The organism is Pseudarthrobacter sp. NPDC058119 (genome assembly GCF_042884655.1).
Classification (GTDB): domain Bacteria; phylum Actinomycetota; class Actinomycetes; order Actinomycetales; family Micrococcaceae; genus Arthrobacter.
Window position 1 is genome coordinate 480607 of sequence record NZ_JBHVTN010000001.1, and the last position, 24857, is coordinate 505463.

Sequence of the window (24857 nt, forward strand, 5' to 3'; positions counted from 1 at the left end):
GCGGCCGGCTGGCTTGGCGCCGCGCGGCGCCATTTCATACTACCCAACACAGCGGGACCGGCCGTTGTTCCGCCGGTCCCGCTGTGTAATGAAAACAGGTGCCTTAGGCGTCCTGCTTCCAGAGGTTGATATCGGACTCAACAGCGAACTCATCGATGGCGGTCAATTCGTCGTCTGAAAAGTCGAGGTTGTTGATGGCGGACAGGGTGTCCTCCAACTGCCGGACGCTCGACGCGCCCACCAGGGCCGAGGTGACCGGTGAACCCTTGGGCTGGTCGCGCAGGATCCAGGCAATGGCCATCTGTGCGAGGGACTGCCCGCGGCCTTCGGCGATCTTCCGCAGTCCGCGGACCCGGTCCAGTTTCTCCTCCGTGATGGAGTCCTCGGAGAGGAAACGTGCCTTGGCCGCCCGGGAGTCTTCGGGGATGCCGTGGAGGTAGCGGTCCGTGAGCATCCCTTGCGCCAGGGGCGAGAAGGCGATGGATCCGGCACCCACCTGGTCCAGCACCTCGTACAGGTTGGGCGAGCCGTCCTCGGTCCAGCGGTTCAGCATGGAGTAGCTGGGCTGGTGGATCAGGAGCGGCGTGCCGAGTTCCTTGAGGATGCGGGCGGCCTCGAGGGTCTGTTCGGGGGTGTACGAGGAAATCCCGGCGTACAGTGCCTTGCCGGACCGGACAGCGTAGTCCAGGGCGCCCATGGTTTCTTCCATGGGTGTCTCGGGATCGGGGCGGTGGCTGTAGAAGATGTCCACGTAGTCCAGGCCCATCCGCTGCAGGGACTGGTCCAGGCTGGAGAGCAGGTATTTCCGGGAACCCCATTCCCCGTAGGGGCCCGGCCACATGTAGTAGCCGGCCTTGGTGGAGATGACCAGTTCGTCGCGGTACGGCTTGAAGTCGTCCCGGAGGTGCCGCCCGAAGTTCGTTTCCGCGGAGCCGTCCGGAGGCCCGTAGTTGTTGGCGAGGTCGAAGTGGTTGACGCCAAGGTCGAACGCACGGCGGAGGATGTCCCGCTGTTCCTCGAAGCGCTTGTCGTCGCCGAAGTTGTGCCACAGGCCCAGGGAAATGGCCGGGAGCTTGAGCCCGCTGCGGCCCACCCGGCGGTAGGGCATGGTTTCGTAGCGGTTGTCCGCTGCTGCGTAGGTCATGCGTTCTGTCCCTCCTGTTGGGTTGCGATGATCGCGGCACTCCAGGGCGCCATGGCCAGGGCCCCGCCGTCCAGCCCGGTCCCGTCGTCGGTAGCCAGCAGTACGCTGCCGGAACCGTCCAGCCGGACCTTGGCGTCGGAGAAGTTCACCAGCACCTCGACAGACCCGCGCCGGAACCGCAGCCAGCCGGCGTCGTCGTCGTACGACACCTCTGTCTCACCGAAACCAAGCCCAGCCAGGTCCGGATGGGAGCGGCGCAGCGCCGTCAGGGACCGGTACAGCTCGAGGAGCCGCGCGTGGTCACCCGTGGCAGCCTCGGCCCAGTCCAGCTTGGAGCGGCGGAAGGTTTCGGGGTCCTGGGGATCGGGCACGACGGCGGGATCCCACCCCATGCGCTCGAATTCCTTGATGCGCCCTTCCGCGGTGGCCTTGCCGAGCTCCGGTTCGGGGTGCGAGGTGAAGAACTGCCACGGCGTGGTGGCCCCGTATTCCTCGCCCATGAACAGCATGGGCGTGAACGGCGACGTCAGGGTGAGCACCGCGGCGACGGCCAGCTGCCCGTAGGACAGCGACTGCGAGAGCCTGTCTCCCGTGGCCCGGTTGCCGATCTGGTCGTGGTTCTGGTTGCAGACCACCAGCGCCGCCGGGTGCACCAGCGAGGCGTTGATGGGGCGTCCGTGGTGCCGGCCGCGGAAGCTGGAGTAGCTGCCGTCGTGCAGGAACCCGTCCTTGAGGACCTTGGCCAGCACGGCCAGGGACTCGAAGTCAGAGTAGTAGCCCGTGGTCTCGCCGCTGACGTTGACGTGGACCGCGTGGTGGAAGTCGTCGCTCCACTGCCCGGCCAGGCCGTACCCGTTGGCATCGCGGGGGTAGATCAGGCGCGGGTTGTTGAGGTCCGATTCCGCGATGAGGGTCTTGGGCAGCCCGGTCTCTGCCGAGATAGCGTCGCCCAGGGCGCCCAGGTCCTCCAGGATGTGCACGGCCCGCTCGTCCCGCAGCGCGTGCACGGCATCGAGTCGCAGCCCGTCCACGTGGTAGTCGCGCAGCCACAGGGCGGCGTTGTCCAGGATGTATTCGCGGACCACGTCGGAGCCAGCCCCGTCCAGGTTCACGGAATCGCCCCACGTGTTGGCGTCGCCCTGCTTCAGGTACGAGCCGAACTTGGGGAGGTAGTTTCCGCTGGGCCCCAGGTGGTTGTACACCACGTCCTGGATGATGCCGAGTCCTGCCGCGTGTGCGGCGTCGACGAACCGCTGGTAGGCAGCCGGGCCGCCGTAGCCTTCATGCACGGTGTACCACTGAACGCCGTCGTAGCCCCAGTTATGGGTCCCGTTGAAGCCGTTGACCGGCAGCAACTCGATGAAGTCGATTCCCAGGTCCACCAGGTAGCCCAGCTTCTCAGCCGCGGCATCGAGGGTCCCTTCAGGGGTGAAGGTGCCCACATGGAGTTCGTAGATCACAGAACCTTGCAGGTCCTTGCCACCCCAGCCTGAGTCCTGCCACGCATAGGCGGAAGGATCGTAGGTGCGGGACTGCTTATGGACACCGTCCGGCAGCCGGCGCGACCGCGGATCCGGAATTGGGGTGCTGTCCCCGTCGAGCAGGTAGCCGTAGTCCACGTCCCCGTCGGCCGGGGCGTCGGGCGCGGTCCACCATCCTTCGGAGCCGGGCGCCGTGTCCTTTTTCTGCATGGGGTACTGCCGGCCGCCGGCCAGCAGTACCACCGATGAGACGTCCGGCGCCCACACATCGAAGCGCTCGGGTCCTGCGTTGACCAGGGTCATGCTTTTTCTCCATCCACGGGGACCAGCAGGGCCACGGGGTAGGTACCCAGCACCTCCGACACCGAAAGCGGCCCCGGACCGTAGCTGGCACCGGTCAGTTCGTCGCGCATGGCAACGGAAAGGTCGACGGCGGTGTCCCGCCACCCGCCGGCGGCTTCCAGGCCGGCGGGGAGCCGGGTAGCCAAGGTCACCGCGCCGGGCGACGCCGCCGAGGTGCCGCGGGAAAACGCGAGCACGTGCCCGGCGGCCGCGCCGGTCGCAGCGAGCGGGGTGTACCCCTGGAACAGCTCAGGCCGGTCCCGGCGGAGGCGCAGCGCCCGCGACGTGACAAGAAGCTTGCTGGCCTCGGTGCCCGCGTCCGGCAACGTACCGGCGTCGAGCTTTGCCAGTTCTGCCTGCCGTGCAGCGAAGTCCACGGGGCGGCGGTTGTCCGGGTCGGTCAAGGACCGTTCCCAGAACTCGCTGCCCTGGTAGACGTCCGGGACGCCCGGCATGGTCAGCTGGACCAGCTTGGCGGACACCGAATTGGCGGCCGAGTAGGCATCGATGCGGGCCACGAAATCGGCCACCACCTTGGCCACCTTAGCGTCGTCGAACACTGCATCAACGGCAGCCTTGACCTTGGCCTCGAAGTCCTCGTTGGGATCGGTCCACTTGGTGGAGTTGCCGGCTTCCCGGGCCGCCTTTTCGGCGTAGCCCTGAAGCCGCTCCCGGCTGGCAGGCCACGCACCGACGATCGCCTGCCACAGAAGGTTCTCGTACGGTCCGTCCGGAATCGGCGCCAGTCCGCGGAGCGTCGCCAGCGTATCGGCCCACTCCTGCGGCAGTTCGGCGATGACCGAGATCCGGGCCCGGGCATCCTCGCTGCGCTTGGTGTCGTGGGTGGACAGGGTGGTCATGGACAGCGGCAGGTCCTGCTGGCGCCGCTGCATCCGCTGGTGGAATTCCTCCGGTGACACCGCGAACTCGGTGGGTTCGGCGCCAACCTCGGTCAGGGTGCCCAGGCGGGTGTAGCGGTAGAACGCGGTGTCCTCCACGCCCTTGGCCATGACCATGCCGGAGGTCTGCTGGAAACGCACGGCGATGGGGTTGGCGGGGTCCAGCAGCAGCGGAAGGAGGGTTCCCACCGCTACTTCGAGGTCCGGCCGGTGCGCTGCGGCGGACTCGCAGGCTTCCTTGAGGACGTCGGCTCCCACCGGCAGGTAGGACCGGTAGACCGGGAAGGACGCAATGACCTCGGCGATGGCATCGGCTGCCTCGTCCACCGTGATCCCGTGGGACTCGGGGACCAGCCGGGCCAGCCGCAGCACTTCGGAGCGCAGGATGCCGTCGGCGATCATGCGCTTGGTACCGCGGATCATCTCGGCGTAGTCGGCTGGCTCGGAGGTACCCCGAAGGGAAGCGTCCAGCGCATCCAGCTCCGGCTGCCCGGCCGGGTCAACGAAGACCCGGTCCACGTCAGCCAGTGCGTCGTAGCCGGTGGTCCCTTCGCAGGCAAAATCCTGTGGAAGCACCTCGCCCGGTTCCAGGATTTTCTCCACCAGGACGTACGCGCCGCCGCTGAGGTCCTTGAGCCAGCGGAGGTAGCCGGCGGGGTCGGCCAGGCCATCCGGGTGGTCCACGCGGAGCCCGTCCACCAGGCCTTCGGTGAACCAGCGGCCCACCTCGGCATGGGCTTCCTCGAACACGGACGGCTCTTCCACCCGGATGCCGGCGAGGGTGGTGACCGCAAAGAAACGCCGGTAGTTCAGCTCGGCGTCGGCTCGGCGCCAGTCCATCAGCTCGTAGTGCTGGCGGCTGTGCACGTCCTGCGGGGAATCACCCTCGCTGTACGTGCCATCGGCCAGCGGGAACCGGTGGTCGTAGTAGCGGAGCTCGCCGTCCTTGACCTCGAGCTTGTCCAGGTCGTCATCCGAGCCCAGCATGGGGAGCCGGACCTTGCCGCCGCCCAGGTCCCAGTCGACGTCGAACGCTTCGGCGTACGGCGATCCGCGGCCTTCCTTGAGCAAAGACCACCACCACGGGTTCTGCACCGGGGTGGCCACTCCCACGTGGTTGGGCACGATGTCCACCAGGACGCCCATGCCGTGTTCGCGGGCAGCCTTGGAGAGGGCGAGCAGGCCTTCCGGGCCGCCGCGGTCCGGATCCACGGCGGACGGGTCGGTCACGTCGTAGCCGTGGTCCGAGCCCTTTTCCGCGGTGAGGATGGGCGAGAGGTACACCCAGTCCACCCCGAGGTCCTTCAGGTACGGGACCTTCTCGGCGGCGTCGAACAGGGTGAAGCTGCCGCGGATCTGCAAGCGGTAGGTGGAGACCGGGGTCCTCATGCCTTGGCGTCCTCGTCGGCGCCCGTAGCCCTTGCCTCGCTGGCTTCCGCGGCCTTGGTCTGGGCCTCCACCATCTCCTCCTGGGCTTCCTCGTGCTCGGCCATGGAGGCCAGGGACGCGGCTGCCGAAAGGTCCACTTCCGCTTCGGGGCCGGAGTAGGCGCGCAGGACCACCATGGACTTCGCGTCCAGCGTCAGGGTGGCCCCGGCCTTGAGCGGCTCGTAGGCGTCGGCCTGCGCGGCGGTGTCGATCAGGACCTCCCAGTACTGCGAGTACTCGTCGGACGGGACGCAGAAGTCCACCGCGTCGTCATGGGCGTTGAAGGCCATCAGGAAGCTGTCATCGGTGATCCTGCGGCCGCGCGAGTCCTGTTCCTGGATGCCGTCACCGTTGTAGAACACGCCAATGGTCCGGCCGAAGCCGCTCCCCCAGTCCTCCGGCAGCATTTCCGTGCCGTCGGTCTTCAGCCAGACGATGTCCGGCAGCTTCTCGCCTTCACCACGGCGCACCGGGCGGCCGTCGAAGAAGCGGCTGCGGCGGAAGGTGGGGTGGTCATGCCGGAGCTTGTTGACGAATGCGGTGAACTCCACCAGCGGCTGGTCCATGGCTTCCCAGTGCACCCAGCTGAGTTCGGAGTCCTGGCAATAGGTGTTGTTGTTGCCCTGCTGCGTGCGGCCCAGCTCGTCGCCGTGGAGCAGCATGGGCACGCCCTGGGAGAGCAGCAGCGTGGCGATGAAGTTCCGTTGCTGCCGGGCACGCAGGGTCAGCACCTTCTCGTCGTCGGTGTCCCCTTCCACGCCGCAGTTCCAGGAACGGTTGTGGGATTCGCCGTCGTTGTTGCCTTCGCCGTTGGCCTCGTTGTGCTTCTCGTTGTAGGAGACCAGGTCCCGCATGGTGAAGCCGTCGTGGGCGGTGACGAAGTTGATGGATGCCACCGGGCGCCGGGCAGAGCTCTCGTACAGGTCTGCCGAACCGGTCAGGCGGGAAGCGAACTCGCCCAGGGTGGAGGGTTCGCCGCGCCAGAAGTCACGGACGGTGTCGCGGTACTTGCCGTTCCATTCCGTCCACTGCGGCGGGAAGTTGCCCACCTGGTAGCCGCCGGGCCCAACGTCCCACGGCTCGGCGATCAGCTTGACCTGGGAGACTACCGGGTCCTGCTGGATCAGTTCGAAGAAGGTGGAGAGCTTGTCCACGTCGTAGAACTCGCGGGCCAGGGTGGAGGCGAGGTCGAAGCGGAAGCCGTCCACGTGCATCTCGGTGACCCAGTAGCGCAGGGAATCCATGAGCAGCTGCAGGGAGTGCGGGTGGCGCACGTTGAGCGAGTTGCCGGTGCCCGTGTAGTCCATGTAGTGCTTGAGGTCGTTGTCCACCAGGCGGTAGTAGGCCTGGTTGTCGATGCCCTTGAAGGACAGAGTGGGGCCGAGGTGGTTGCCTTCTGCCGTGTGGTTGTAGACGACGTCGAGGATCACTTCGATGCCGGCACGGTGCAGGTCGCGGACCATGGCCTTGAATTCCTGGACCTGGTGCCCCACGTCGCCGGTGGAGCTGTAGGTGTTCTGCGGGGCGAAGAAGCCGATGGTGTTGTAGCCCCAGTAGTTGTTGAGGCCCTTCTCTTCCAGGGTGCCGTCGTTGACGAACTGGTGGACCGGCATGAGCTCGATGGCGGTGACGCCGAGCTTCTTCATGTGCTCGATCACGGCGGGGTGCGAGACGCCGGCGTAGGTGCCGCGCTGCTCCTCGGGGATCTCCGGGTGCAGTTCGGTGAGGCCCTTGACGTGGGCTTCGTAGATCACGGACTCGTGGTACGGGATCTTCAGCTGGCGGTCGCCGTCCCATTCGAAGAACGGGTTGATGACCACGCCGTGCATGGTGTGCGGCGCGGAATCGGCGTCGTTACGGGAGTCCGGGTCGCCGAATTCGTACGAGAACAGCGCCGGATCCCAGTCGATCTGTCCCTGGATGGCCTTGGCGTAGGGGTCCATCAGCAGCTTGTTCGGGTTGAAGCGGTTGCCGGCGGCGGGGTCGTACGGGCCGTGCACGCGGTAGCCGTACTTCTGGCCGGGCTGGATGTGGGGCAGGTAGCAGTGCCACACGTAGCCGTCCACCTCGGTCAGCTCGATCTTGGTTTCGGTCAAGTCATCGGCCAGGAGGCAGAGTTCGACCCGCTCCGCCCGTTCGCTGAACAAAGCGAAATTGGTGCCGGTGCCGTCAAAGGTAGCTCCCAGCGGGTAGGCAGTTCCAGGCCAGACTTCCATCGTGCTCCTCATTATTTGGTCAGCAGCAGACGGCATTGGAACGCCCCTGCTGCTGGTGCGAACTAATGCCTACCGTAGTGGTTGGCTGTGACTATTACGTTTCCAGGCTCCATAGTTACTAAGCATGCTGACTTTACCCCAAATTTCGGGTAGGGCCGCCGCAACACGTCCCGCGGTGATCGGCCCGCCGGACACGGCCTCCGACGCCGCCCTCCCGGCCTTGCCGTGCAGCGCAGCACCCAGCGCTGCGATGGCGGCCCACCGCGCATCGGCGCCGATGCCCACCTCATCTAAGCGCCCGACGTCGTCCCCCGCCTGGGCGAGCAGAGCACCAATGACGCCGGCCAGCACATCCCCGCTCCCGGCGGTGGCGAGCCATGGCGTGCCGTCCGCTTGGCTGAAGGTGGCGCCCCGCGGCGCGGAGACGAGGGTGGTGGCTCCTTTGAGCAGGACGGTGGCTCCGGTGCGCTCCGCCGCATTGCGCACCGCTGCCAGCGTTCCGGCCTCCACCGCCTCCCGGTCCTCCGGGTGGCCCATGCGGTGGAACAGCGATGCAAGCTCACCGGCGTGCGGGGTGAGCACCACATGCGGGGCGAGCATGGCAGGCAGCGCAGGCAGCGCGCCGGCATCGGCCACGACGGGAAGGTCCGATGCGATGGCGTCCCGGGCGCGGGTCAATTGTTCGTGGTCGTGGGGCCCCATGCCGGAGCCCACCAGCCAGGCCTGGACGCGGTTTTCAGCCACGGTCCCGGTGCTGCAGACAACTTCGGGGCACGACTGGCGGACCAGGTCGGCCACGGACGGCGGACCCAGGTACCTGACCATGCCCACTCCCGCGGCCAGGGCGCCTTGGCAGGCGAGGATGGCCGCGCCGGGGTAGTCCTCCGAACCGGCCACCACGCCCAGCACGCCGCGGGAGTACTTCTGGGCCCGCCGGGACGGGTGCGGCAGGAGCCGGGCAAGGTCAGCGTCCTCAAGCCGGCGCAGGGAGGGCTCGGGCAGGTGCTCCTCGATCCCGATGGGCACCACCAGCACCCGGCCCGCGTAGTCGGCGCCGGGGTCGGCCAGCAGGCCGTCCTTCGCTCCCCCGAACGTGACCGTCAGGTCGGCCGGCAGGACGGGCGCGGCGGCCTCGCCGGTGTCCGCATCCACGCCGCTGGGAAGGTCGCACGCCACCACAAAGCCTCGGCGGTGCCCGTCAGCGACAGCCTGGACAAGGGCCGCGGCACTCCCCCGCAGCCCGCCCTTGGCGCCGGTTCCCAGGACGGCATCAATGACGACGTCGGCCCGGGCGGCTTCTTCAGCCAGCTCCGGAAGTGCCGCGTCGGTGAGCCGCTGCGCCCGGCCGCCGGCGCGCTCCAGTGCGGCCAGGCCTGCCGGATGGGCCGCGTCCCCGGTGAGCACCGCCGTCGTGCGCATTCCCCGGGCGGCCAGGAAGGCGCCGGCGACGAGGCCGTCGCCGCCGTTGTTGCCCTTGCCGGCCAGCACCACCACGCGGGCGCCGTTCAGGCGGGTGCCGCGTGCCTTGAGTTCATTGACGACGGCGTTGGCCAGGCCGTGTGCGGCGCGCTGCATGAGCACGTCCCCCAGGCCGGTGGCCAGGAGTGGCTCCTCGGCGGCCCGGACCTGCTTTCCGGTGTAGGCGCTGATCATGCGGCGGGGGCCTGGTCAGCCTTCGGCCAGGACCGTGGCCGTGGCGATGCCGCCGTCGTGGCTGATGGACAGGTGCCAGCGCTTGACGCCCTTGGCCTCGGCAACCGCAAGGACCGTTCCCTTGACCTGGACGGTGGGCCCGTTGCTGTCGAGGCCGATCCAGCAGTCCTGCCAGTTCATGCCGGCGGGCGCACCGAGGACCTTGGCCACCGCTTCCTTGGCGGCGAACCGGGCGGCCAGGGAGCGGGTGTTCAGTTCCCGTTCCGCGGAAACGAACAGGCGGTCCCTCAGGCCCGGCGTCCGATCCAGCTGCCGCCCGAACCGTTCGATGTCTACTACGTCTACCCCGATGCCAACGATCATGGGTGCCATTCTACGGTGGCGGCTGCGGCAGGAAGGCGGGCGCACGCCGGTCATTCGGGCTGTCCGCCATGAGCGCAAAAGCTGGACTTTAACACGCAAACCCCGGGCCGTTGTGGCCCGGGGTCTGCGTTCTACTGGGTTTATTCGACGGTGACGCTCTTGGCGAGGTTGCGGGGCTGGTCCACGTCGTAGCCCTTGGCTGCGGCGAGTTCCGCGGCGAAGATCTGCAGCGGGACGGTGGTCAGCAGGGGCATGAGCAGGGTGGGCGTCTCCGGGACGTAGAAGACGTACTCGGCGTAGGCCTTCACGGCTTCGTCGCCTTCCTCGGCGATGACCAGGGTCCGGGCGCCGCGGGCGCGGACTTCCTGGATGTTGGAGACCACCTTGGAGTGCAGCGAGTCACGCCCGCGCGGGGACGGGACGACGACGAACACGGGCTGGCCTTCATCGATCAGGGCGATGGGGCCGTGCTTGAGCTCACCGGCTGCGAAGCCTTCGGCGTGGATGTACGCGATTTCCTTGAGCTTCAGCGCACCTTCCAGGGCCACTGGGTAGCCCACGTGCCGGCCCAGGAACAGCACCGACTTCTCGTCCGCCATGGACCGGGCCAGTTCCCGCAGGGGCTCTGCCTTGTCCAGGATGGCCTGGATCTTGGCGGGGATCTTGTTCAGGTCCGCCAGGACGTCCTTGATCTGCCCGGAGAAGATGTTCCCGCGCAGCTGCGCCAGGTACAGGCCCAGCAGGTACGCGGCCGTGATCTGGGCCAGGAACGCCTTGGTGGAGGCCACCGCGATCTCCGGGCCGGCGTGCGTGTACAGCACGGCGTCGGACTCACGCGGAATGGTGGACCCGTTGGTGTTGCAGATCGAGATGGTCTTCGCGCCCTGTTCCCGGGCGTACCGGACGGCCATCAGGGTGTCCATGGTCTCCCCGGACTGGGAGATGGAGACCACCAGGGTCTTCTCGTCCAGGATCGGGTCCCGGTAACGGAACTCGTGCGCGAGCTCCACCTCGGTGGGGATCCGGCACCAGTTCTCGATCGCGTACTTCGCCACCATGCCCGCGTACGCGGCGGTGCCGCAGGCCAGCACGATGATCTTGTTGACCTGCTTCAGCAGTTCCGGGTCGATCCGCAGCTCATCCAGGGTCAGCTTGCCCTGGATGTCCGAGCGTCCCAGCAGGGTCTGCGCCACGGCGTCGGGCTGGTCATGGATTTCCTTCTCCATGAACGAGGAGAAGCCGCCCTTTTCCGCCGAGGCCGGGTCCCAGTCCACGTGGTATTCCTTGCCGGAGGCGGGGTTGCCATAGAAATCGGTGATCTCCACGGAATCGGCGGTGATCGTGACGATCTGGTCCTGGCCCAGTTCCACCGCGCGGCGGGTGTAGTCGATGAACCCGGACACGTCCGAGCCCAGGAAGTTCTCTCCCTCGCCCAGGCCCACCACCAGCGGTGAGTTACGGCGGGCGGCCACGACGACGTCGGGCTGGTCCGCGTGCACGGCCAGCAGCGTGAAGGCGCCCTCGAGGCGCTGGCAGGCGAGCTCCATGGCCTTGGTCAGGCCGCCGTTGGCGGTGTCCCCGCCCAGCTGGTTGCGGAGGATGTCGGCCAGCAGCGCGGCAGCGACCTCGGTATCCGTCTCGGACAGGAAGGTCACGCCCTTCTCCTGCAGCTCGAGCTTGAGCTCGGCGAAGTTTTCGATGATGCCGTTGTGGATCACGGCGAGCTTGCCGCCATCGGCCAGGTGCGGGTGCGCGTTGCGGTCCGTCGGGCCGCCGTGCGTCGCCCACCGCGTGTGGCCGATACCGGTCAGGGTCTCCGGCAAGGGCCGGGCCTCCAGCTCACCAATCAGGTTGCTCAGCTTCCCGGACTTCTTCCGCGACTCGATGGCCCCCTGGGACACCACAGCCACACCGGCAGAGTCATAACCGCGGTACTCCAAGCGCCGCAGCCCCTCAAGGACAACATCCAACGCACTGTGACCATTATTTGCACCGTCAACCGAACGGCCTACGTAACCCACGATTCCACACATAGGCACAAGACTATCGGGCGTATACCACTTGCTCTAAACCGGCGGACGCGGTGCGGCGCCTCCGTGGCGGGTGTAGCCGCGCTGAGCAGGGGCGTCATTTCGCGATGGGCCGGGAGCGGGGCAGAATCTTTACCGTGACTTCGCAACGCAATGAAGCGAACGGGGAGGGTGCCTCGCCGTTCGTGGAGCTGGACCGGCAAACCTGGTCCCGGCTCGCAGCCCAGATGGAACAGCCCCTCAATGAAGAGGACGTGCTGCGCCTCCGCGGGCTCGGCGACCCCTTGGACATCAAGGAGGTCAGTGACGTCTACCTGCCGCTGTCGAGGCTCCTGCACCTGTATGTGGAGGCCGCCGGGCAGCTGCACGCGGCCACCACGACGTTCCTGGGCGAGCAGACCCAGCGCACGCCGTTCGTGATCGGCGTGGCCGGTTCCGTTGCCGTGGGCAAGTCCACCATCGCCCGCGTGCTGCGCGAGATGCTGCGCCGCTGGCCGGGCACCCCCAACGTTGAGTTGATCACCACGGACGGTTTCCTCTACCCGCTGGCCGAGCTCAAGCGCCGGCAGTTGCTGGACCGCAAGGGCTTTCCAGAGTCCTACGACCGGCGGGCGCTGCTGCGGTTCGTGAGTGAGATCAAGGGCGGCGCCGAGGAAGTGCGGGCGCCCTGGTATTCGCACGTCACGTACGACATCGTTCCCGGCAAGGAAGTGGTGGTCCGCCGCCCGGATGTGCTGATCGTGGAGGGACTGAACGTGCTGGCCCCGGCCCGCCCCCGGCATGACGGCCGCCAGGGCCTTGCCCTGAGCGACTTCTTCGACTTTTCCATCTACGTGGATGCCAAGACCTCCTACATCGAGGAGTGGTACGTGGACCGGTTCCGGAAGCTGCGGAGCACCGCGTTCGCGCAGCCGGAGTCCTACTTCCACCGCTACGCCACGCTCTCCGACGATGAGGCGGAGGAGACCGCCAGGGACATCTGGAAGCGGATCAACGAGCCCAACCTGGAGGAGAACGTCCTGCCTACCCGCGGCCGGGCGCAGCTGGTGCTGACCAAAGAGGCCGACCACTCCATCCGCCGCATGCTGCTCCGGAAGGTGTAGCACAGGTGTGCTACGAATGCGGATCCCCTAGCCGGCGCAGCTTCACGCGCTTCCTCGCTGCCGGGGCTGGGCTGACTGTCTTGGCAGCCTGCACGCCCGAGGCACCCAAGGCGGTGGCGCCGTCGTCGTCCGCTGCTGCCTCTCCGTCCCCCTCCCCTGCGGCCGCCACCGCATCAGCGGGCCCGACGGCGGACGCGGCCACGGTGGGCCAGGCACCTGAGGCGCCGTCCCCCACACCGTCGCCGTCGGCCACTTTGGCGCGGCGGTTTTCGCTTGATGATCCGGCCAGCCCCTGGGTGATCGTGAACAAACACCGGGCGCTGCAACCCGCGGACTATGTGCCGGCCGACCTGGTGCGACCCGCCGTCGCCATTTCTGCCGCCGGTGAGGCTTCCCTGCTGAACAGCACCACCGCTGCGGCGGCGGAGGCGATGTTCGCGGCAGCCGCACAGGACGGCGTGGCCATTGTCCTGGCCAGCGGTTACCGCTCGTACAGCACGCAGGTGACCACGTACAACGGGTATGTCGCCGCACGGGGACAGGCCGACGCCGACACCGCCAGTGCGCGGCCGGGCCACTCGGAGCACCAGACGGGATGGGCGTTCGACATCGGGGACGGCGGGGGTGCCTGCAGCTTCCAGCCGTGTTTCGCAGAGCAGCCTGCCGCCACGTGGGTAAAGGCGAACGGGTACCGGTTCGGTTTCGTGGTGCGGTACCCGTGGATGCTGCACCACATCACGGGCTACTACTACGAGCCGTGGCACCTACGGTACGTAGGCGTCGAGGCGGCCACGGACATGCTGAACCGCGGGATCGGGACGCTGGAGGAATACTTCGGGCTGGAAGCGGCACCTGGCTACGCCTAAACGGATAATTCACGGCCTTGGTTCCAACACGCGGTACAAAGTGCGCCAGGGTTCACACAGGGTTAACGGAGTTGGGCTAGGTTGGGTCCCATGCTGACAGGATTCAAGAACTTCATCATGAAGGGCAACGTCGTAGACCTTGCCGTCGCCGTTGTGATGGGTGCCGCGTTCGGTGCTGTTGTCACATCAATCGTGGAGGGCCTGCTTACACCGCTGATCGGCCTTCTCTTCCAGGCCAAGGGCATCGAGGAAATGCAGTGGAACGGCTTCCTTTACGGCCGGGTCATCTCTTCCATCATTTCCTTCGTCCTCATCGCTGCCGCCATCTACTTCGTGGTGGTCCTGCCCATGAACCACATGATCGAGCGGCGCAACCGCCGGCTTGGCATCAACCCCGATGTCAAGGAAGAATCTGCCGAAGACCCGCAGATCGCCCTGCTGACCGAAATCCGCGATTCGCTCCGGGACCGCGCAGTCTAGGTTTCACCAAACCAAATGTGGCCCGCTTCCTTTCCAGGAGCCGGGCCACAATTCTTTAACTTCTAGTTTGAGGCGCCCCATTCCGCGCCGGTCACGGCCCCTGATGTTGGGGTACCTGCGGATTTTGCTCAGGATCGGGGCAATTTATGGGAAATTTCGGCCATAGGTCCCTTTGGCCTATTAGGCTCAGTGCACCGCAGCCTCATTGGGGAGGCCGCGGGACCGTGGCTGCAGATGTTGGGTCTGCATCTCTCTGGAAGGCTCTTGATGAAACTTCGCCAGCAGTCAACGTCAATTGATATTGAACGGGTAATCCTGGTCCCGATCATGGCACTGTTGTTGTTGTGGGCGGTCTCCGCACTGTTTTCGGGCTCGAAGGTCGCTTCAACTTCTGCCTTTGTCACCGGGTTGCACGTCTCCTACCAGATACTGATGACTGTCTTCTATCTGATGGCGGTCTACTTCCTTTTGACCAGGAGTTCCGCAAGCGCCCGGAGTGGACGCATTGCTCCCACAGTCGCGGCCTACGTTGGAACCTTCCTGCCGTTCCTGCTCGCATTTGCCGGTGGGTCGGAAGTGTCCGAAGGTCTGGCGTCGTTTGCGGTGGGGCTCATGACCTTGGGGATGGTCTTCACCGTCTGGTCCCTGATGACGCTCGGTAAGAGTTTCGGCGTAGAGCCCCAGGTCAGGACCCTCGTTCAGCACGGCCCCTACCGGCTGATCCGCAACCCTCTTTACGTTGGGGAGATGATCACCCTGATCGGGGCAGTGTGCTTCAGCCCCACTCTGTTGAAGACGGCAATCCTTGTGGCACTGGCAGCCGTTCAGGCATACCGGGCGATCCAGGAGGAGCAACTGCTGGCGAATAATGTGCCCGAATATGCCGCATACAAGCTGCGGACCGCGCGGTTTGTCCCCGGTCTGTTCTGACCCTGCTACAGGTCTCAGGGACCGCTTGGCAGGTCCACCAAACCAAATGTGGCCCGCTTCCCAATCAGGAGGCGGGCCACATCTCTTTTGACTGCTAGTTCGACGCGAGCTCCAGGGCGAGCTCGGTCCGGACCACCTGCGCGAGATGTTCGGCGATGGACTGTGCGGTTTCTTCGTCCGCCGCCTCCACCATGACACGCACAACGGGCTCGGTGCCGGACGGGCGGAGCAGGACGCGGCCGGTGTCACCCAGGGCGGCTTCCGCTGCCGCGACAGCCTGGGCCAGCACGTCGTTGCTGCTGACGCGGCTGCGGTCCACGCCCCTGACGTTGATGAGTACCTGCGGGAGCTTCGTCATGACCGTGGCAAGCTCCTTGAGCGGTTTCCCGGTCAGGGCCACCTGCGCGGCGAGCTGCAGGCCGGTGAGGAGGCCGTCGCCGGTGGTCGCGTGGTCGGAGAAGATGACGTGGCCGGACTGCTCGCCGCCCAAGTTGTAGCCGCCGTCGCGCATGCCTTCCAGTACGTACCGGTCCCCTACAGCGGTTTCTAGAATGGTAATGCCGGCGTCGCGGAGGGCGATCTTGAGGCCCAGGTTGCTCATGACGGTAGCCACCAGGACATCGTCATTGAGCTTGCCGGCCTTCTTGAGGGCGACCGCGAGGATGGCCATAATCTGGTCACCGTCCACCTCGTTGCCCTCGTGGTCCACGGCCAGGCAGCGGTCAGCGTCGCCGTCGTGGGCGATGCCCAGGTTGGCGCCGTACTTGATCACGGCGTCCTTGAGCGGGCCCAGGTGGGTGGAACCGACGCCATCGTTGATGTTCAGGCCGTCAGGATCTGCGCCAATGACGATGACGTGGGCGCCGGCGTCCTTGAAGAGCTGGGGCGAGCAGCCGCTGGCGGCGCCGTTGGCGCAGTCCAGCACCACGGTGAGGCCGTCCAGGCGGTGCGGCAGGGTGCGGAGCAGGTGGACGATGTAGCGGTCTTCGGCGTCCGAGAAGCGCTGGATGCGGCCGACGTCGGCGCCGGTGGGACGAACGGCTTCCTTGCTCATCTGGGCCTCGATGGCGTCTTCCACCTCGTCGGGCAACTTCTGGCCGCCCCGGGCGAAGAACTTGATGCCATTATCCGGCGCAGGGTTGTGGGAGGCGGAGATCATGACTCCGAAGTCGGCGTCCAGGTCCGCCACCAGATAGGCAGCGGCGGGGGTGGGCAGGACACCGGCGTCATAGACGTCGATACCTGAACTGGAGAGGCCGGCTTCCACGGCGGCGGCGATGAATTCACCGCTGGCGCGCGGGTCTCGGGCCAGCACGGCGCGGGGCCTCGCGCCGTTGGCGGCGCGGTCATGGCCGAGCACGACGGCGGCCGCCTGGGCCAGCTGCAGGGCCAGTTCTGCTGTCAGCAGGCCGTTGGCCAGCCCCCGGACACCATCTGTTCCAAATAATCTAGACACCGGTCAAGTGTAGAGGATGGCGTTGCCGGGGTTTGAAACGGCTGGCCAGCGGCTTGCGTCCCGCCAAATTTCGGGGTGTCCAGCGCGGACAAAAGCATGCAAGAGTCGTCCCACAACGACAGAAGCCCGCCCCACCAACCGGTGGGACGGGCTACTGTGCAAGCGGGTTTGGCGCTTGTGGAGCCGAGCGCTAAAAAGCGCCGCGGGCAAGCGGATTTAGCGCTTGGAGTACTGCTGTGCCTTGCGGGCCTTCTTGAGACCGGCCTTCTTACGCTCGATGACACGGGCGTCGCGGGACAGGTAACCGGCCTTCTTCAGCGTCGGGCGGTTGTTCTCGACGTCGATCTCGTTCAGCGAACGGGCGATGCCGAGGCGCAGGGCGCCGGCCTGGCCGGAGATGCCGCCACCGTGGATGCGGGCGATGACGTCGTAGGCGCCTTCGAGATCAAGGATCTTGAAGGGCTCGTTGACGTCCTGCTGGTGCAGCTTGTTCGGGAAGTAGTTCGCCAGCTCGCGGCCGTTGATGGTCCACTTGCCGGAGCCGGGCACAACGCGGACGCGTGCAACGGCTTCCTTGCGGCGGCCGACAGCTGCGCCGGCAACGGTCAGGGCCGGGCGCTCCTTCTTGGGAGCAGCTTCAGCAGCTGAGCTCTCAGAGGTGTAGCTGGTCAGGTTTTCCTCGGCCTCTACGACCTCGGTGGTCTCTTCGTTCTGAGCCACGATTCTCCTTGTATAGATAAGTTGTTTGGTGGCCAGGACTACTGGGCGACCTGGGTGATTTCGAAAGTCTTGGGCTGCTGGGCGGCGTGCGGGTGCTCTGCACCGCGGTACACCTTCAGCTTGCCCAGCTGCTGGGCAGCGAGGGAGTTCTTGGGGAGCATGCCCTTGATGGCCTTCTCAACGGCGCGGACCGGGTTGGTCTCCAGCAGTTCCGCGTAGTTGACGGAGGTCAGGCCGCCCGGGTAGCCGGAGTGGCGGTATGCGCGCTTCTGCTCCAGCTTGGCGCCGGTCAGGGCTACCTTCTCGGCGTTGATGATGATGACAAAGTCGCCCATGTCCATGTGGGATGCGAAAGTGGCCTTGTGCTTGCCGCGCAGCAGGATTGCGGTCTGGCTTGCAAGACGACCAAGGACAACGTCGGTGGCGTCAATGACGTGCCACTGGCGGTTGATATCGCCGGGCTTCGGGGTGTACGTACGCACGGTGTTTGCCTCGTTCTTGTTCTGGCGTTCTTGTTTAGGTGTCGCTAGCTCGCGCACCTACTGTCTGCGCGCTACCGGAACAGAGGTGAGGGCTCCATGTAACCAGTCATCCTGAAGTTCCGAATGTGCACGTTGAGTAGTTATCCTGCAACCGGATCCTCAAGCGGGCACGCACCATCGGAATAGGACACGCACAACGACTACCAAGATTAGCGCGTCAGGTGGTTCGGGGTCAAAATGAGGTAACCGGAGGCCGCTGGGGCCGTGCCGGCCCAACCCAACGCAGGGGGATGCAGTGTTGTCAGCGGGGAACTGGGACCCTAACGCAGTGCTCTTGGTAGTAGGCGCGGCGCTTTTGGGAGCCACCCTCTCCCCCATCGCCGAGCGACTGATCGCGAGGCTGCTTCCCAGGCTTGGTCAGGCGCCGCGCCTCCAGGCAGGGATTACGACGGGGGCAGTAACCGCCGTCGCGTGCGCCGCCTTCGCTGCGCATTTGGGCAGCACGCTGAGCCTCCCGGCATTCCTCTTCCTTGCCGTCCTGGGCGTCCAGCTGGCAAGGATCGACGTAGCACTCCACCTGCTGCCAAACCCCCTCGTGTTGATACTGCTCGCCGGCGGTCTTGTACTGCTACTGCTGCCGGGGATAGTCAATAAGCAATCCGACAATTTCTTCCGGGCAGTCCTGGGAGCTGTCATCCTGTTCGCCGGCTACCTGATTTTGGGACTTATTTCTCCCGGCGGCATCGGGATGGGCGACGTGAAGCTCGCAGCGCCCGTCGGCCTTTACCTGGGGTACCTAGGTTGGAGCCACCTCCTGTACGGAGGTCTGCTCGGTTTCATCCTGAATGGCGTCGTCACGGTGATTGTCGTAGGGAGGAAAGGCCGGAACAAAGCCACCGAAGTGCCCCACGGCCCCTCCATGCTGGGTGCCGTAATGGCCATGACTTTGTTCTTCATTTAGATCCGGCGTCGCGCTCGCACCACATCAACAGCTCCGCCAAGGCATGACTCCAAGTAGTCGGCCGGATACGTCATGCGGCAGTTGAGTACTTGGCCAGCAGATTCGAGTACTTATATTTGGCGCATCGCTAAAAAGACGAGTACCACTACGCCTTGTTGCCCATGCCGCCCAGTGCCACTCTCTTCTTAGCGAAGCCCAGCCGCTAAATAGTTTATGGGGGCAGCTGGAAATTCGTTGAAATCAAAAGTAATCCAATTTCACCGAATTAAGGAAAATACAATGACATCTCTCATGGTCTCAATGACGGCTTTCATCGCAGGCGTCAAGGATCGCTTCACCCGGGATGAAAGGGGAGCAACGATGGTCGAATACGGCATCATGGTCGCCCTCATCGCAGTGGTGGTCATCGTTGCTATCGGACCTCTCGGCACCGCAATCCGCGACATGTTCGCAGGTGTCACGGCCGGCCTGTAGTACATCCCTGACTGATGGCCGGCACGCAACCTGGCCTGGCTCGTAGCCAGTGTCCGTAAGGCCGTCCAGTTTCGACCACGCGTTCAACTCCGCGGTCCTCCGGTACCGCCAGCGCCCTGTTCCCGCAGGGATTCAGCGCCCAAGGCATGCTTGTTCTCGTTCTTGTTCCCGGCTCACCTTTTCGGGAAGTGCGAGGCCACGCCTTGGGCGCTTTCGCCGTGGTGGGTGCCCGACATTCAACCTCGCGGAACTCTGGGCACTTTCGACCTTGTATCCGTCAGAACACCGATCTTCGTTCTGCCCCGCCCACCAGCCCGCGTCCGGTCCCTTCGCAGCCCAGGCCGGCTCAGGAGCTCACTGGCGTAAGTAGTCGGGCTGCTACCCGCAGAAGGCGCCTGAGTACTTCGCCGCGTATTCGAGTATTTCTTTTTGCCGCATCCATAAAAAGACGAGTACTACTACGCATTGTTGCCTATGGCCTCCAGTGACAATCTCTTCTTAGCGAAGTCCAGCCGCTAAAAACTTTTACGGGGGCAGCTGGAAATTCGTTGAAATCAGAAGCAAGTCCAATTTCACGAATTAAGGAAAATACAATGACTTCTCTCATGGTCTCGATGACTGCTTTCATCGCCGGCGTCAAGGATCGCTTCACCCGGGAAGAAAAGGGAGCAACGATGGTCGAGTACGGCATCATGGTCGCCCTTATCGCAGTGGTGGTCATCGTCGCTATCGGACCGCTCGGCGTCGCCATCCGGAACATGTTCCAGGGCGTCACGGCCGGCCTCTAGCCCAAGCCGCGTTGGCCGGCTCTCATGGTGGAAAACCGAGAGCCGGCCGACTCCATTAAAACGAACCTACACACACGGTAATCCTCGCAGATCGGCCTGGGAGACGGTTTTGAAAGCGAAACGAAAAGAGCGCGGCGCAGTCGCCGTTGAGATGGCGCTGCTACTGCCACTACTGCTTCTCGTAGTGATGGGAACAATCGAATTTGGCCGGGTGCTGAATGTGCAGGTGTCCCTGACCCAGGCTGCGAGGGAGGGCGCACGCTACGCCGCCATCCATTACAAAGACCCAGGTCTGAACGTGACAGGGACTACCCTCGCCGCCGCACCGTCGCTTTCCGGGCTTCCCGTTGGCGTAACGAACAATGCGGCCAGCTGCGCGGCCGACGCCAACGTGACAGTGACCACCAGGGTCACTTTGCCTTCACTCTCCGGCTTTTTGGATGCCGGCTTCTTCGGCGCCCCGGGCATCTTTCCGATGACCCTCACAGGAGTAGGAGTTATGAGATGCGGCGGATAGATCGCAAGCGAGCGCAGGTTGAGCAACGGACCACCCGAGGAGAAGGGGATGAGCGAGGCGCGGCAGCAGTTGTTGTGGCACTTGTTTTGGTCGTCCTCCTCGGGTTTGCCGCCCTGGCCGTGGATGTCGGAGCAATGTACGCCGAAAAGGCCCAGTTGCAGAACGGAGCGGACTCGGCGGCCTTGGCAGTTGCGAATCAGTGTGCCAAAGGCTCCTGCGGGGATTCGTCCGGAACCGGGAACCTCTTCGCCAACAGCAACGCCAATGACGGCACCAGCGGATCCACAGTCACATTTCCCAACTCGACAACCGTGCACGTAGAAACCAAAGCCCGGGCAGCGGGATCGTCGACTGACGGATTTGGGCTGTTCTTTGCACGCGTCATGGGATTCAACACCACACAAATCCAAGCTTCAGCAGAAGCCTCGTGGGGCGCCGTTTCCGAGGCAACGAGCTTCCCCTGGACCATCAGCGACTGCGTCTTCAAGAAGAACCTCACCGCTTCACAACTGTCAGAGTTCAATTCCACCGGAACGTTCACCGGCGATCCGATCCCTAACCACCTCACGCTTCGCTACGACGAGAACACACCCGCTTACCCAGGCTGCGCAGCCCAAAACGGCTATGCACCGGGCGGCTTCGGCTGGCTGGACGCCGGCACTGACTGCTCCGCCACAATCGATGCGGGTACCGCCATCGTCGGCAGCAAGCCTGGCATTTCCTTGCCAAACGTCTGCTCCACCATGCCGTCAACCATCAAGGGCACCACAGTCCTGGTTCCCGTCTTTTCATCAGCTGTCTCGCTCAACAACGGCAACAACACCAAATACACGATCGTGGGCTTCCTGGCCTTCAAGGTCACTGGCTACAAGTTCAGCGGCAGCGTCCAGGACCTCGACCCGCTAGCGCCATCCTGCAGTGGAAACTGCCGTGCCATTCAGGGGTACTTCACTCGCTTTGTGTCCCTCGCCGAGGGGTTGTCTACGAACACCATTCCCAACTACGGCGGCACCCAGGTGTACCTCAAGAACTAAACATGCGGGACGTTACCGCTAATCGAACAAACCCATTGCAAAGGAGTACCCACAGTGAAATCTCGCCTACTGGGAGGCATTGCAGCACTGGTGCTGGCAATCATTGGAACTACCCTGCTGGTCGTCTATGTCCAGGGCGCCGACGCTAGAGCTGCGCAGGGGCTCAACCCCGTGAAAGTTCTCGTCGCCAAGGAGTCCGTCCCTGCCGGCACCAAGGTTGAAGACTTGGGCGGCAAGGTCAAGGTCGAAGAGCTTCCGCAGTCTGCCGTGCCGGCAGCTGCACTGGAAAGCCTGGATGGCCAAAGTGGACGGGTGACAGCGTCCGCCCTGCAACCCGGCGAACAGCTGCTTGCAGCAAAGCTGGTGGACCCCAAGGAACTGGTACCGGGCACCGTGCCGGTGCCGGACGGCATGCAGGAGGTTACATTCCTCCTGGCCCCGGAGCGGATCCTGGGCGGCCGCCTGGAAGCCGGCGACATGGTTACGGTGTACAGCTCGTTCAAGACTGACGACAACATCCCCGCCGATGCCAATGTCCCAGCTGAAGTGAAGGGCTGGAAGCAGTCCACCGGCCTGCTGTTCCACGATGTGCTGGTCACAGCAGTCCAAAAAGCCGCACCCGATGACAGCAAGAACAACACCTCCAACTCCTCGGGTGACTCAACGGTGGCCATGCCGAATGGTTCTGCCTTCGTGACGGTGGCCAGAAGCGACGCCGACGCCGCAAAGATGGTCTTCGGGGCGGAATACGGCACACTGTGGCTCTCGAAGCAGACCGACAAGAGCACCAAGGCGCAGCCTCCTGTGACAACCTTTGGTGGGCTGTACCGGTGAGTCGCTTTGTAGCCATAACCGGGGTGCGGGACTTCGAGTCCCGCGTGCGGGAGGCGGTGTCAACTGCCCTCCATGGGGACCTGGAAACACTTAGCCCAGCCATTCTTTCGGGAGGGCCGGAGGACGTATTCCGGCAGCTGACAGGGGCACCGCCTGAAGTACTTATCCTGGGGCCGGGCGTCAGCGAAGAAGACGCGCTGAAATTGGCCACCGTATTTGACCTCCAGTATCCGGAGATCAGCCTGCTCCTGGTTGCGGAGCCCTCCCCTGAGCTCGTGCTCCGTGCCATGCACGCAGGTATCCGGGACGTGTTGAGGCCTGATATCGAGGTGAACGACCTACGGGTACTGCTCGAACGGGCCTGCCTGGCATCTGCCAGCCGGCGGCGGGGAATGTCGTTGCCTACCGACCCAGGGCAGGAACGGGGCCGCGTCATCGCCGTCATGTCACCGAAGGGCGGAGTTGGCAAGACGACAGTCGCCACCAACCTCGCGGTGGGATTGGGCAAAGTCGCGCCCATGAGCGTCGTCCTTGTGGATCTGGACCTCCAGTTCGGAGACGTTGCATCCGGTTTGCTGCTCGAGCCCGAGCACTCCATCACCGATGCCGTTCACGGCATTGCCTCCCAGGACTCCATGGTCCTCAAGGCATTCCTGACCGTTCACCCTGCCGGGATCTACGCACTATGCGCTCCCCGGACTCCGGCCGAAGCCGATTACATCACCGGCGAGCACGTGAGCCGGCTGCTCGAGCAACTGGCCAGTGAATTCAAATATGTCGTGGTGGATACCGCTCCGGGGTTGGGCGAGCATGTGCTCGCCACGCTGGAACAGGCCACCGACGGGGTTTGGGTCTGCGGGATGGACGTCCCCAGTGTCCGCGGGTTGCGAAAGTGCTTTGGAGTATTGAAGGAACTGCAACTGATGCCGCAGGGAAGGCACACCATCCTCAACTTTGCGGACCGCAAAAGCGGTCTGTCCGTGCAGGATGTGGAAGCAACCGTGGGCGTCCCTGTCGACGCTGTCATCCCGCGCTCCCGGACGCTCCCGTTTTCAACGAACCGCGGCATTCCGGTCCTCCAAGCGACCACCAGGGATGCTGCGGCCAAAGGGCTGAAGAAGCTCGTAGATCGGTTTGATCCTGAGTGGGTATCGTCCCCACGCACCAAGCTGCACCGAAGGGTGGTTGTGTCATGAAACTCTCAGATAGGCTCGCTGGCTCCCAAGGCAATTCCGACGGGTCAAACGCCAACGGCCGTACGCTCTCTGAAATGTCGAAGACAGGCGCCCAACTTGAAAGCACATCCTTTGCCCCGGTTGGCGCCCCGATTCCAGGTTCGCCGCTGGGTGGCAACGTCACGGCACCGCCTATCGATGCGCTTGCCGGGCTCAAACAAAGGGCTGCCCTGGCACTCTTCGACCGTCTCGGCACGCGCTTCGGCGACACGTCGTCGTCGGACGAGGAATTGCGGACAATAGCCGTTGATGAACTCTCGGCAGTTATCGACGACGAGCAGGTGCCACTTTCGCCCGAAGAACGCCGCAGGCTTATTCGTGAAATTGCGGACGAAGTCATGGGGTACGGTCCCCTGCAGAAGCTGCTCGAAGACCCGTCAGTGACGGAAATTATGGTCAACAAGTACGACCAAATCTACATCGAACGCAACGGCCACTTGAGCCTGACCGGATCGCAATTCAGCTCCGACGACCACCTCCGGAAAGTGATCGACCGCATCGTTTCCAGGGTGGGCCGGCGCATCGATGAATCGTCGCCGCTGGTGGACGCCCGGCTTGAGGACGGTTCGCGCGTCAACGCGATCATTCCTCCCCTGGCGGTTAACGGGCCTTCGTTGACCATCAGGAAGTTCAGCCACGTACCCCTTACGGTCCGGAACCTCATCGACTGGGGCTCGTTGACCCCTGAGATGGCTGAATTGCTCAGTGCGTGTGTCCAGGCCCGGCTGAACATCATCGTTTCCGGCGGAACCGGAACGGGCAAAACCACCCTGCTCAACGTGCTGTCATCCTTCATCCCCGAAGACGACCGCATCGTCACCATCGAGGATGCGGTGGAACTCCAGTTGCAGCAGGAGCACGTGGTCCGCCTGGAAAGCCGGCCGCCGAATATTGAAGGAAAAGGCGCTGTAGGAATTCGGGAACTTGTCCGTAACTCCCTTCGCATGCGTCCCGACCGCATCATCGTCGGCGAGGTCCGGGGCGGCGAGTCCCTGGACATGCTGCAGGCCATGAACACAGGCCATGACGGATCGCTTTCAACGGTTCACGCCAATTCTCCCCGGGACGCCATCGCCCGTTTGGAGACCCTCGTCCTCATGGCTGGGATGGACCTGCCCCTGAGGGCTATCCGCGAACAGGTTTCCTCGGCAGTGGACCTCATCATCCAGGTCACCCGCCTGCGTGATGGCAGCCGCAGGGTCACGCACGTCACGGAAGTCCAAGGCATGGAAGGTGACATTGTCACCCTCCAGGACGCGTTCCTCTTCGACTACTCAGCCGGTGTTGACCAGCACGGGAGATTCCTGGGCAAACCAATTCCCACGGGCATCCGCCCCAGGTTCCTTGACCGGTTCCACGAGCTCGGCATTGGTGTCTCCCCAGCTGTGTTCGGGGCCGCAGTTCCGGCCGGACGGAGGTAG

At 64.6% G+C, this 24857-nt stretch carries 22 protein-coding genes; 12 read left to right on the forward strand and 10 right to left on the reverse strand.

What is annotated here, in order from left to right; translation table 11 throughout:
- Positions 1-103 precede the first annotated feature (103 nt).
- The 7 genes from mgrA to glmS form a co-directional block, all read right to left on the reverse strand.
- Entirely contained in the window at positions 104-1144 is a 1041-nt protein-coding gene (mgrA, locus tag ACFVTD_RS02170) for an L-glyceraldehyde 3-phosphate reductase (RefSeq protein WP_387557421.1), read from the reverse strand.
- Entirely contained in the window at positions 1141-2928 is a 1788-nt protein-coding gene (treZ, locus tag ACFVTD_RS02175; protein ID WP_387557424.1) for a malto-oligosyltrehalose trehalohydrolase, read from the reverse strand. Before treZ ends, mgrA begins: the two co-directional genes overlap by 4 nt.
- Positions 2925-5255 (reverse strand): malto-oligosyltrehalose synthase, encoded by a 2331-nt coding sequence (treY, locus tag ACFVTD_RS02180; RefSeq protein ID WP_387557427.1) that lies wholly within the window; start codon positions 5253-5255, stop codon positions 2925-2927. The genes treZ and treY overlap by 4 nt, the downstream gene beginning before the upstream one ends.
- Positions 5252-7510, reverse strand: a complete 2259-nt coding sequence (glgX, locus tag ACFVTD_RS02185; RefSeq protein ID WP_387557430.1) for a glycogen debranching protein GlgX — start codon at positions 7508-7510, stop codon at positions 5252-5254. The genes treY and glgX overlap by 4 nt, the downstream gene beginning before the upstream one ends.
- 69 nt (positions 7511-7579) lie before the next feature.
- Entirely contained in the window at positions 7580-9163 is a 1584-nt protein-coding gene (locus tag ACFVTD_RS02190; protein ID WP_387557433.1) for an NAD(P)H-hydrate dehydratase, read from the reverse strand.
- Positions 9164-9178: 15 nt separating this feature from the next.
- Complete coding sequence (locus ACFVTD_RS02195; protein ID WP_387557436.1) at positions 9179-9526, reverse strand: holo-ACP synthase; 348 nt, start codon at positions 9524-9526, stop codon at positions 9179-9181.
- Between the two features lie 140 nt (positions 9527-9666).
- On the reverse strand, positions 9667-11559 hold the full coding sequence (gene glmS, locus ACFVTD_RS02200; protein WP_387557439.1) for a glutamine--fructose-6-phosphate transaminase (isomerizing): 1893 nt from the start codon (positions 11557-11559) through the stop codon (positions 9667-9669).
- A 104-nt stretch (positions 11560-11663) separates the two neighbouring features.
- On the opposite strand from glmS, the gene coaA reads away from it, so the two are divergent.
- From coaA to ACFVTD_RS02220, 4 genes are all read left to right on the forward strand, one after another.
- Positions 11664-12659 carry a type I pantothenate kinase gene (gene coaA / locus ACFVTD_RS02205; protein ID WP_387557442.1) on the forward strand — a complete coding sequence of 332 codons (996 nt, stop codon included), beginning with the start codon at positions 11664-11666 and terminating at the stop codon, positions 12657-12659.
- 5 nt (positions 12660-12664) lie between these two features.
- On the forward strand, positions 12665-13525 hold the full coding sequence (locus tag ACFVTD_RS02210) for a D-alanyl-D-alanine carboxypeptidase family protein (RefSeq protein WP_387557445.1): 861 nt from the start codon (positions 12665-12667) through the stop codon (positions 13523-13525).
- A 90-nt stretch (positions 13526-13615) separates the two neighbouring features.
- Positions 13616-14005, forward strand: coding sequence for a large conductance mechanosensitive channel protein MscL (gene mscL / locus ACFVTD_RS02215; protein ID WP_387557448.1), 390 nt, complete (start codon positions 13616-13618; stop codon positions 14003-14005).
- A gap of 267 nt (positions 14006-14272) precedes the next feature.
- Complete coding sequence (locus ACFVTD_RS02220) at positions 14273-14935, forward strand: methyltransferase family protein (protein WP_387557451.1); 663 nt, start codon at positions 14273-14275, stop codon at positions 14933-14935.
- A gap of 94 nt (positions 14936-15029) precedes the next feature.
- On the opposite strand, the gene glmM is transcribed toward ACFVTD_RS02220, so the two are convergent.
- From glmM to rplM, 3 genes are all read right to left on the reverse strand, one after another.
- Positions 15030-16391, reverse strand: a complete 1362-nt coding sequence (glmM, locus tag ACFVTD_RS02225; protein WP_387557454.1) for a phosphoglucosamine mutase — start codon at positions 16389-16391, stop codon at positions 15030-15032.
- Between the two features lie 216 nt (positions 16392-16607).
- The gene (gene rpsI / locus ACFVTD_RS02230; RefSeq protein ID WP_159631395.1) at positions 16608-17111 is read right to left on the reverse strand and encodes a 30S ribosomal protein S9; all 504 of its coding nucleotides are present in this window, start codon (positions 17109-17111) and stop codon (positions 16608-16610) included.
- A gap of 38 nt (positions 17112-17149) precedes the next feature.
- On the reverse strand, positions 17150-17593 hold the full coding sequence (gene rplM, locus ACFVTD_RS02235) for a 50S ribosomal protein L13 (RefSeq protein ID WP_043454696.1): 444 nt from the start codon (positions 17591-17593) through the stop codon (positions 17150-17152).
- Positions 17594-17948: 355 nt separating this feature from the next.
- Between rplM and ACFVTD_RS02240 the strand changes: the two genes are divergently transcribed.
- From ACFVTD_RS02240 to ACFVTD_RS02275, 8 genes are all read left to right on the forward strand, one after another.
- On the forward strand, positions 17949-18554 hold the full coding sequence (locus ACFVTD_RS02240) for a prepilin peptidase (protein WP_387557459.1): 606 nt from the start codon (positions 17949-17951) through the stop codon (positions 18552-18554).
- Between the two features lie 279 nt (positions 18555-18833).
- Positions 18834-19028, forward strand: a complete 195-nt coding sequence (locus ACFVTD_RS02245; RefSeq protein WP_387557463.1) for a Flp family type IVb pilin — start codon at positions 18834-18836, stop codon at positions 19026-19028.
- A 593-nt stretch (positions 19029-19621) separates the two neighbouring features.
- A complete protein-coding gene (locus ACFVTD_RS02250; RefSeq protein ID WP_387557466.1) occupies positions 19622-19816 on the forward strand; it encodes a Flp family type IVb pilin in 195 nt (64 codons plus the stop codon).
- Positions 19817-19925: 109 nt separating this feature from the next.
- Positions 19926-20333 (forward strand): TadE/TadG family type IV pilus assembly protein, encoded by a 408-nt coding sequence (locus ACFVTD_RS02255; RefSeq protein ID WP_387557469.1) that lies wholly within the window; start codon positions 19926-19928, stop codon positions 20331-20333.
- Positions 20321-21367, forward strand: a complete 1047-nt coding sequence (locus ACFVTD_RS02260) for a pilus assembly protein TadG-related protein (RefSeq protein WP_387557472.1) — start codon at positions 20321-20323, stop codon at positions 21365-21367. Before ACFVTD_RS02255 ends, ACFVTD_RS02260 begins: the two co-directional genes overlap by 13 nt.
- Positions 21368-21421: 54 nt before the next feature.
- Complete coding sequence (locus tag ACFVTD_RS02265) at positions 21422-22201, forward strand: Flp pilus assembly protein CpaB (RefSeq protein ID WP_387557475.1); 780 nt, start codon at positions 21422-21424, stop codon at positions 22199-22201.
- Positions 22198-23397, forward strand: a complete 1200-nt coding sequence (locus ACFVTD_RS02270; protein WP_387557478.1) for a CpaE family protein — start codon at positions 22198-22200, stop codon at positions 23395-23397. The genes ACFVTD_RS02265 and ACFVTD_RS02270 overlap by 4 nt, the downstream gene beginning before the upstream one ends.
- Positions 23394-24857 carry a CpaF family protein gene (locus tag ACFVTD_RS02275; RefSeq protein WP_387557481.1) on the forward strand — a complete coding sequence of 488 codons (1464 nt, stop codon included), beginning with the start codon at positions 23394-23396 and terminating at the stop codon, positions 24855-24857. The genes ACFVTD_RS02270 and ACFVTD_RS02275 overlap by 4 nt, the downstream gene beginning before the upstream one ends.